At 54.6% G+C, this 9,554-nt stretch carries 7 protein-coding genes and 1 pseudogene; 2 read left to right on the plus strand and 6 right to left on the minus strand.

All coding sequences use genetic code 11. The annotated features are described in order from the left end of the window. Positions 1-6 precede the first annotated feature (6 nt). Positions 7-672 (minus strand): GTP cyclohydrolase I FolE, encoded by a 666-nt coding sequence (gene folE / locus ACSZO4_RS12330; protein WP_437889272.1) that lies wholly within the window; start codon positions 670-672, stop codon positions 7-9. 125 nt (positions 673-797) lie between these two features. Then, complete coding sequence (locus ACSZO4_RS12335) at positions 798-1,925, minus strand: YbfB/YjiJ family MFS transporter (protein ID WP_437889265.1); 1,128 nt, start codon at positions 1,923-1,925, stop codon at positions 798-800. A gap of 157 nt (positions 1,926-2,082) precedes the next feature. On the opposite strand from ACSZO4_RS12335, the gene fghA reads away from it, so the two are divergent. Together fghA and ACSZO4_RS12345 are read left to right on the plus strand one after the other, a co-directional pair. Further along, positions 2,083-2,919, plus strand: a complete 837-nt coding sequence (fghA, locus tag ACSZO4_RS12340) for an S-formylglutathione hydrolase (RefSeq protein ID WP_437889266.1) — start codon at positions 2,083-2,085, stop codon at positions 2,917-2,919. Between the two features lie 250 nt (positions 2,920-3,169). Continuing rightward, the gene (locus ACSZO4_RS12345; RefSeq protein WP_437889267.1) at positions 3,170-5,152 is read left to right on the plus strand and encodes a ligand-gated channel protein; all 1,983 of its coding nucleotides are present in this window, start codon (positions 3,170-3,172) and stop codon (positions 5,150-5,152) included. A gap of 75 nt (positions 5,153-5,227) precedes the next feature. On the opposite strand, the gene ACSZO4_RS12350 is transcribed toward ACSZO4_RS12345, so the two are convergent. From ACSZO4_RS12350 to ACSZO4_RS12365, 4 genes and pseudogenes are all read right to left on the minus strand, one after another. Next, positions 5,228-6,559, minus strand: a complete 1,332-nt coding sequence (locus ACSZO4_RS12350; RefSeq protein WP_437889268.1) for an HlyD family type I secretion periplasmic adaptor subunit — start codon at positions 6,557-6,559, stop codon at positions 5,228-5,230. Continuing rightward, positions 6,556-8,658, minus strand: coding sequence for a type I secretion system permease/ATPase (locus ACSZO4_RS12355; RefSeq protein WP_437889269.1), 2,103 nt, complete (start codon positions 8,656-8,658; stop codon positions 6,556-6,558). The genes ACSZO4_RS12350 and ACSZO4_RS12355 overlap by 4 nt, the downstream gene beginning before the upstream one ends. 311 nt (positions 8,659-8,969) lie before the next feature. After that, positions 8,970-9,047: pseudogene (locus tag ACSZO4_RS12360) on the minus strand (hypothetical protein); the annotation flags it as partial. Further along, positions 9,044-9,554, minus strand: a 511-nt coding sequence (locus tag ACSZO4_RS12365; RefSeq protein WP_437889270.1) for an IS256 family transposase, incomplete at its 5' end; no start/stop codon positions are given. The gene ACSZO4_RS12365 and the pseudogene ACSZO4_RS12360, both read right to left, overlap by 4 nt.

The following is a 9,554-nucleotide window of genomic DNA, read 5'->3' on the forward strand; positions in this document are numbered from 1 at the left end:
TAATAACTAGTTGTGGTGACGTACAGCGCGCAGGAACTCCTGACGCGTGTTCTGGCTGGACTTGAACAGTCCCCCCAGGGAAGTGGTGGTGGTCGCACTGGTGGCGTCACGAATACCACGGGCTTTTACGCAATAATGCACCGCATCAATAGATACAGCCACATTATTAGTGCCCAGCAGGGTCTGCAATGCCGTCAGGATCTGTTGCGTCAGACGTTCCTGCACCTGCGGACGCTGGGCAAAGAACTGCACGATGCGGTTGATTTTCGATAAACCAATCACCGACTCTTTCGGGATATAGGCCACCGTGGCTTTACCATCGATGGTGACAAAATGGTGTTCGCAGGTGCTGGTCAGGGTGATATCACGCACCGTTACCATCTCATCGACTTTCATTTTGTTTTCAATGACCGTGATTTTCGGGAAATTGGCATAGTCCAGTCCCGAGAAAATCTCATCAACATACATTTTGGCGATACGATGCGGCGTTTCCATCAGGCTGTCATCATTCAGATCGAGATTAAGCAGTTGCATAATCTCAGTCATATGACCGGCTATCAGGCGCTTGCGGGATTCGTTATCCATATCGACAGGTGGGCGCAGCGGCGTTTCAAGGCCGCGAGCAACCAGGGCTTCATGAACAAGAGCCGCTTCTTTACTGAGTGATGACATTTTTTTATTCTCCAGCAGGTGTGGCATCTCCGCCCGGTGAGAGGCGAAGCGAAGGATCATTGTGCGTGAGGTCGCGTACAGAATCCAGTCTTCACCGAGATAATTAGTGAAATAGCCCGGGCCTGTTATTCCGGACGTTTCCACACCAGAGCGCCAGCAATAAATAAGGCGATACCGGCAACACCGAGCGCAGGTTCAAGCCGCTGGGTAAGCCAGGTCGACAGGGCCGATGTCATCGGGCCAATAAGCTGCCCCACGGCATAGCCGGTGGTCAGCAGTCCGGCCATATAGCGGGTATGATTCGGCGCAAGTTCGCGGCCATACAGCAGAGAAAGCTGGACCGCGCAAAGAAATCCCCCGCCCACCAGCAGCGCGCCCACGACCAACCCGTTCATGCCTGGCAGCACGCAGGCGGCCACTACGCCAAGCCCCTGCAACCACAACACAATCGCCAGTCGTTGATGGCTTTGCCCCATCTGGCGCAGCGCAATACTTAACACTATGCCGACAACGGCCGCCGCGCCAAACACTGGCCAGACAAACTGAGCAAACAGGCTGCCGGGAAAGCGCAGCGTGGCCATTTGCGATAAAAAAGTGGCCGGTAAAATATAACCAAACCCCGCCAGACTGTAGCTCCAGACCAGCCGTTGCAGACTGGGCGTTAAATGCAGCGCCGGGGTCGGCTCGCCCGAACGATGCAACTGCCCTGGACGCGGTAAATAGCGGCCAATAAGTACAATCAAAATCAGCGCCAGCACCCCATAGACCTGCCATGCCGCCGCCGCAGAAAGCCCTCGCGACTGGATCAGTACCGCCAGTATCCCACTCAGCGCAATGCCAGCGCCCGGGCCGGCAAATACCGCGGCACTCAGTCCGGGTCTGGCGAAGTGCGCCAGCCGCTCATTGGTCCAGGCCGCGGTCAGCACCATCGCCCAGCCGCTCATCGCCCCGATAACCAGACGCAACGCGCCATGGACCAGGGCGTTCTCTGCTACGGCTGAAAGAAAAGTCAGCGCCACCGCTCCGGCCACGCCGAGGTACAGACGCAGTTCAATATGTCGGCGCGCACGCATGGCATCCCATGCGCCAATCAGGTAGCCAAGGTAGTTTATGGCAGCAACCAGCCCGGCGCTGGTCAGGGTTAGCTGACCGTCCCTGATCATCAGCGGAACCTGCGGCGTAAAGGCAAAGCGCCCTATTCCCATCGCCACCACCAGCACGATAAACCCGCTCAGCGCGATTCTAAGCGCCATGCACACCCCAAAAGTTAATAAAAAGTAAAATTAATGATGCAATATGATGCAATATGATGCATCTCAGCGAAAGTGAAAGTTGCTCACAGCCACATGAATAATCTGTATTATGGCAAGCAGTCACATTTTTACTGTTAACAATGATAAGGAGCCTTGCATGGAATTGCTTGAAGAGCACCGCTGTTTTGAGGGGCGCCAACTCCGCGTGCGGCACGACTCCAGCGTGCTGAACTGCGCGATGACGTTCAGTATTTTTCTTCCGCCAGTGCGTGAAAATACGCCGCCGCCGGTTCTCTACTGGCTTTCAGGCCTGACCTGTAACGATGAGAATTTCACCTTTAAAGCCGGTGCGCAGCGGGTCGCCGCAGAGCTGGGCATTGCGCTGGTCATGCCGGATACCAGCCCACGTGGTGATGATGTCGCCGATGCCGATAGCTACGATCTGGGCAAAGGCGCAGGCTTTTACCTTAATGCCACCGAGCAACCCTGGTCCTCACACTACCGGATGTATGATTATCTGCGCGACGAGTTACCCGCGCTTATCCAGTCTGAATTTGCCGTCAGTGACCGCCAGGCAGTAAGCGGGCATTCGATGGGTGGGCATGGAGCGCTGATTATGGCGCTGAAAAACCCGGGTCGTTTCACCAGCGTCTCAGCGTTTGCCCCCATCGTGAACCCGACAAAAGTCCCCTGGGGACAAAAAGCCTTTACCGCTTATCTTGGCGAGGACACGGCAGCCTGGCAGGCGTGGGACAGCTGTCTGCTGATGCAGGCCAGCCAGGCCACGGATGCCATCCCGACGCTTATCGATCAGGGCGATGCGGATCAGTTCCTTGCTGAACAACTGCAACCCGCGCGACTGGCGGAAGTGGCCCGCCAGAGCGCGTGGCCACTGACCCTGCGCGTTCAGCCTGGTTACGATCACAGTTACTATTTCATCGCCTCATTTATTGAAGATCATCTGCGTTTCCATGCCAGGTATCTGCTGAAATAAGTCAGGAGGGCGTTCGCCCTCCTCTTTACCTTAGCTTTACATTTCCCGCTATCCTGTTGATGCATTTAGCTTTCTCACCACCCCTCAATGTAAATACAAATGATATCAATTATTACTTGTATTTACATAAATTCATTTTTTCTACACAATCAATCCGTTTCTCCATACTGAGAGTACTTAAAAGACAAATACTGAATGTTTGCATGGTTTTCAGATGGAGCTTTTTTACTTAAAACGGAATGAGATGATCATGAAGACTCAGAAAAAGATCCTTGCTGTCGCAGTTTGCGCAGCCACTTTACCTTCTTTACTGCACGCCGCCGATCGGGACACCATTGTCGTTTCCGCCACCGGATTCGAGCAAAAGATCCAGAATGCACCAGCGTCGATTTCAGTAATTTCGAAACAGCAAATCGAAGACAAAGCCTATCGTGACGTGACTGATGCGCTGAAAGATGTGCCTGGCGTGGTCGTCACTGGCGGCGGCAGCAGTAGCGATATCAGTATTCGCGGGATGGGCTCCCAGTACACCCTCTTCCTGGTCAACGGTAAACGCATCAGCACCCGCGGTACCCGCCCGAACAGCGATAACTCAGGGATTGAACAGGGCTGGATGCCGCCGCTGGAATCTATTGAACGTATTGAAGTAATTCGCGGACCAATGTCGTCCCTGTATGGTTCGGACGCGATGGGCGGGGTGATTAACGTTATCACCAAAAAAATCTCCAACACCAAAGGCTGGAGCGGCTCCCTGCACGGTGATGCAACCATGCAGGAAAACAACGACTCGGGCGATATTTTCCAGACCAATGCTTACGCCTCAGGTCCGTTAATTGAAGGTCTGCTGGGCGCCAAAGTCACCGGACTGCTCTCGCGGCGTGCGGAGGACAAAATCCTTAACGGCTATAATGAGCAACGCATGCGTAGCGGCGGCCTGACGCTGAACTTCACCCCGGATGAGAAAAACGACATTGATTTTGACGTCTCCCGGGAATTGCAGGACCGAAACAATACGCCGGGCATGTCCTCTGCCGCAGAATCCTGCCGCAACAATGTTTGTACCCCGAACAGCAAAAGCGACAGCCGTTACGAGCACACGACTTATGCCTTAACGCACAGCGGCTACTACGAAGATCTCAACACCACCAGCTATATCCAGCATGAAGAGACCAATAACCCGGGTCGTGAAATGCGGTCGTACAACACCATTCTCAATACTCAGAACCAGCTCTTCCTGGGCGACCATACTCTGACGCTGGGCGGACAGTACACTTACGAAAAACTGCGTGATAACGGCAACCAGCTCGAAGCGGCGGATGGCCTGAGTAAACTCACCCGCTGGAGCTGGGCATTGTTTGCGGAAGACGAATGGGCGGTGCTTGATAACCTGAGTCTGACCGCCGGTCTGCGTATGGATAAAGATGAAAACTACGGCACTAACTGGACCCCGCGCGGCTATGGTGTCTGGCATCTCAACGATCAGTGGACTCTGAAAGGCGGCGTATCAGCAGGCTATCGGGCGCCGGATCTGCGTCAGTCTTCCGCTAACTGGGGCCAGGTTACCGGCGGCGGTCGCTCGAATGGCATTATCGTTGGCAACCCGGATCTGAAGCCGGAAAAAAGTCTCAGCGAAGAGCTGGCCCTGCTGTGGGATAACAACGACAACCTGAACGCGGGTATCACCCTGTTCAACACCGACTTTAAAAACAAAATCACCGAAGTGCGTCGTTGCAACAGCAGTGCCGATCCCTCCTGCACTATCGGCCGTGTCACCTACGATTTCGTTAGTGACCGGGTGAACGTCGACAAAGCCAACATGCGCGGCATCGAATCAACTTTCGGCTGGAAAATCACCTCCGATCTGAACCTGACCACCAACTACACCTTTACGGAGTCTAAGCAGAAAAGCGGTCAGTTCTCCGGTAAACCGCTGAACAAAATGCCAAAGCATATGGTGAATACCACGCTGGACTGGCAGGCAACTCAGGATGTGGGCTTATGGGGCCGGGTAAACTACCGGGGTAAGACGTCTGAATACCTGAGCCGCACCTCAATGGCGCTGGGCACGCCATCCTACACCATGGTGGATGTCGGCCTGCGCTATAACGCCAACAAGAACCTGCTGGTTTCCGCTGGCGTCTATAACGTGCTGGATAAGCAAGTGGATTACGACAATTACAACACCGTGCTTGATGGCCGCCGCTATACAGTGGGCTTAACCTATAGCTTCTGACCGCCTCTCTGACGGATAACGAAATACGCCCCCGGTGATTAGCCGGGGGCGGGCAGCAAGCTCTACAGGTAAGGCTTAGCGCTGCTTACCCACGTCATCCAGCGCTTCCATCATAGGGCTTAACAGATAACTAAGAACGGTTCTTTTACCGGTTTTGATTTCTGCCGTGACCTGCATCCCCGGCTCCAGCGGCATCTGTTTCCCGTTAATTAATAGCGCTTTTCTCTCCAGCTCAACCGTTGCTCTGTACACCAGCCCCAGCTCTTTATCTTCCGTCGCATCGGCAGATATCAGCTTTAATTGACCGGGCACCCAACCGTAGCGGGTGAAATCAAAGGTGTCGATTTTAACCGTCACCGCCTGCCCTGGATGCAAAAAGCCTACATCGCTGTTACTGACCATCACTTCCGCTCTCAGAACTTCATTTTCCGGTACGATTCGCAAAAGCTCCTGTGGCGCATCCACCGCCGCTCCGCCATCACGGAACACCAGTGCGTCCACCACGCCGCTCACCGGCGCTTTTAGCGTGTATTGCGCGATCTGCGCCTTCAGTTCCTGCTGCTGTTTCTCCAGTACCCGGTTTTCATGCTCCGTGTCCGAGATATCCTGTTCCGTCTGCTGCATCTTTTCCGCTATTCGGGCACGATACTCTGTTTCCGCCTGCCGGTAGCTGACATCCATCTCCGTTAGCTTTGCGCTCGCCCCTTCCAGCGTATAGCGCGCCTCCGTCAGGCGCTTGCGCAACTCCAGCACGCTGTCCCGGCTGGTCAACTGCTTTTTATACAGTGTCGCCAGCGCCTGATACTGCTCCTGATAAACGGGCAACAGTCTCTCCGACTGCGTTTTTTGCGAGACATACCAGGCCTTTTGCGCCGTCAGCACCGCCATCCTGTCGCGCAGCACCGCTTTTTCCTCGCGGTCATTTTCCACTTCGGTCACCAGCTGTGCTGATGCCTGCCGCGCCAGCGCAGGATCCTCCGCAAAAAATTCCGCTGCCAGTTGTCGGGGCGTCTCGCGTTCCTGATAGTGCCCTCGCAGCAATGTCAGCCGGGCAATATGAAAGCGGTTGATCTTCTGGCGCAGCACATTCTCGTCAAAGCGCGCCTGCACCACGCTGTTGTTCAGGCGGATTAACACCTGCCCCTTCTCAACATGCATGCCGTCGCGAACCAGCACGCTCTCCACTTGTGCCATCACCGCGCTACTCACCGGCCGGGACAGCTCGCTAAAGACAATTTTTCCCCGCGTCACGGCGACGATATCAACCTTGCCGCACGCCGACCAGATGACGGCGGTCACCAGTAAGGTAATGATGAACCACAGAATAATACGCCCGACGGGGGACGGCGGCGTCTCCTGCACCTCCAGCACTGCAGGTAAAAAATCGCGGTATTTGTGCTGCGTCATATTGCAGCCTCCTGCAGCGCGTGCAGGTGGGCATAGAAGCCCTGCTGTATCAGCAGATTCTGGTGCGTTCCCTGCTCCACAATTTTGCCTTTTTCCATGACGATGATACGGTTTGCCGGGCGTAAGGCCGAGAGCCGATGGGCGATGATAAACACCGTCCGGTTATGGCATATCTGCGCCATATTGCGCTGAATAACGTGCTCTGACTCATAGTCCAGCGCGCTGGTCGCTTCGTCAAAAATCAGTATTTTTGGGTCCGCCATCAGCGCCCTGGCGATGCCAATACGCTGCTTCTGACCACCGGACAGACGCCCGCCATGCTCGCCAACGGGGGTGTCATAACCCAATGGAAACTCGCTGATAAACTCATGCGCTCCCGCCAGTTCCGCCGCTGCAATCACCCTTTCCAGCGCGGCTTCGGGCACCGCCAGCGCGATGTTATCGCGGATAGTGCCGCTAAAAAGCTGCGTCTCCTGCAGCACGACGCCAATCTGTCTTCTCAGCCAGTGTGGATCGCTTTGCGCCGTGTCGATCCCATCAACAAAGATCTGTCCCCCGGAGGGAATACACAGCCGCTGGATAATCTTCGTCAGGGTGCTTTTACCCGACCCCGAGCGCCCGGCAATCCCGATGATTTCGCCAGGACGAACTGATAATGACAGGCCGTCCACCACGGGTGTTGAGCCCTGTTGCCAGGCAAAAGTGACATTCGCCAGTTTTACTGCGCCTTTGATTTCCGCCAGACTGGTGCTGTTTTCCTGATGCTCGGTAGGTACATTGAGAATATCGCCCAGTCGCCTGACTGAAACCGACACCTGTTGAAAATCCTGCCACAGCTGCACCAGGCGCAGAACCGGTGCCGTCACCTGACCGGCAAACATATTAAACGCAATCAATGCGCCGACGGTCAGCTCCGCCTCAATCACCTGCTGCGCGCCATACCACAGGATTGCTACGCTGGTTATCTTGCTGACAAAACGCGAAATCTGGCTGGCGATCGTTCCCAGCGTCTGGGTTTTAAAACAGCTGGTGACAAAGGCGGCGATTTGCTCATCCCAGCGGCGCGTCATCAGATTTTCTACCGCCAGCGCTTTGACCGACTCCATGCCTGTCAGGCTCTCGACCAGAAACGCCTGATTTCTCGCCCCCTGCTTAAACTGTTCATCCAGCCGTCTGCGCAGAACCGGAGTAATCGCCACCGACAGCAGGATGTAAGGAATGAGCGACGCAATAACGATCAGCGTCAGCGGCAGGCTGTAAAGCGCCATTACGGCGAAAAAGACCAGCGTAAACAGCAGATCGAGGCACAGGGTCATTGCGCTGCCGGTGAGAAATTCACGCACGGTTTTCAGTTCATGCACCCGCGCAACAATTACTCCGGCCTGACGCTGTAAAAACCAGCTCAACGGCAGCGCCAGCAAATGGCGGTACAGCAGCGCGCTCAGGGTGGCATCGATACGTTGCGAGGTGTGGGCCAGTTGGTAGCTGCGTAGCCCGTCGAGGATGACATCAAACAAGGACACAAAAAGCATCCCCAGCGCCAGCACATCCAGCGTGGTCAGGCTCTGGTGAGCAAGCACCTTATCCACCACAACCTGAAAAAAAAGCGGGGTAATAAGCGCCAGGATCTGAATGAAAAACGACGCCAGCAGCACCTCGCCCATCAGCTTTTTATAACGCCAGAATGCGCTGGCAAACCAGCGCAGGTTAAACTCGGTGCTTAACCGCTCGAGCGAGAAACGCCGGGCGAACAGAAAGCCCTGGTAGCGCTCGCCGGACAGCGGAACAAAAGGCTCCGGGGATGATGAATCACTGCGCTGAATCAGCCACTCCCCTTCCCTGACCGCCAGCAGCAGAACATATCCTTCGCCGGGAATTTCCGCCAGCGCAGGTAACGGTAACTTATGCGCGCCGGATAACTGGCGAACTTTACGACACTTAAGCCCGGTTTCACGTACCGCCCGGACGAACTGCAGCGCAATATCATGCTGGGCATCAACTGCGTATTTTTCCTGTAGCGCAGGAATATTTACCGCCATGCCGTAATAACGGGCAATAGCGGCAAATCCCTGCCATAAATCCTGATGGATAACAGCCATTTACTCTTCTCATCCCTGAACAAACAGGGCCAGCAGCATCAGCCGCTGGCCCGTTTCATACACTTATTTCATGCCTAAGCAACCAACGAACTTACCGAAGATTTGGCGGTGGTCAGCGAAGGGGTAACAACCGCATCATCTTCATCACCACTATCACCTGCCGTGAACTGCACTATCATCTGATTCACCAGGCTCAGCGATACAGACGCATCTTCAGGAGCGGCCAGCGGCAGCGGAATATCATCTTCTAAATAATTGAGGATATCTTCGACCAGCCAGTCGGTGCCGTCGGAGAAGGTGATGTGTTCTATTTGATTTTTGCTGGCATAGAAAAAATCTTTGAGGGTGACAGACCCTGTACACGATTCTGTGTAAATGCCTTTTCTCAGAAGTGACCGTCCAGGCGGTCACCGAACTCGATAATAAAACGGCTCATCGCCATCCGCCAGTCACTCAGGGGCATCGTCCATTTTTGTGATGCGGCCTGGATGGCAAGCCACACCACCTTTTTCACCGACTCATCAGTCGGGAATACTTTGCGTTTTTTGATGGCATGACGGATTACACTGTTCAGCGATTCGATCGCGTTGGTTGTATAAATCACTTTGCGGATCTCCTTCGGATAAGCGAAGAACGTACACAAATTCGGCCAGTGGGCCTGCCAGCTTCTGCTTATCTGTGGGTAGCGCTCATCCCAGGCGTCACTGAACACTTCCAGTGCCTGAAGGGCGGCCTCCTCTGTCGGGGCCTGGTAGATTGCTTTCAGGTCGCGTGTCACCGCTTTATAATCTTTCCAGGCAACGAAGCGCAGGCTATTACGCACCATATGCACAATACATAACTGGATGCGCGTATCCGGGTAGACTGTGTTGATGGCATCCGGAAAACCTTTCAGG

Source organism: Phytobacter sp. V91 (assembly GCF_965644225.1).
Lineage (GTDB): Bacteria > Pseudomonadota > Gammaproteobacteria > Enterobacterales > Enterobacteriaceae > CBFFRJ01.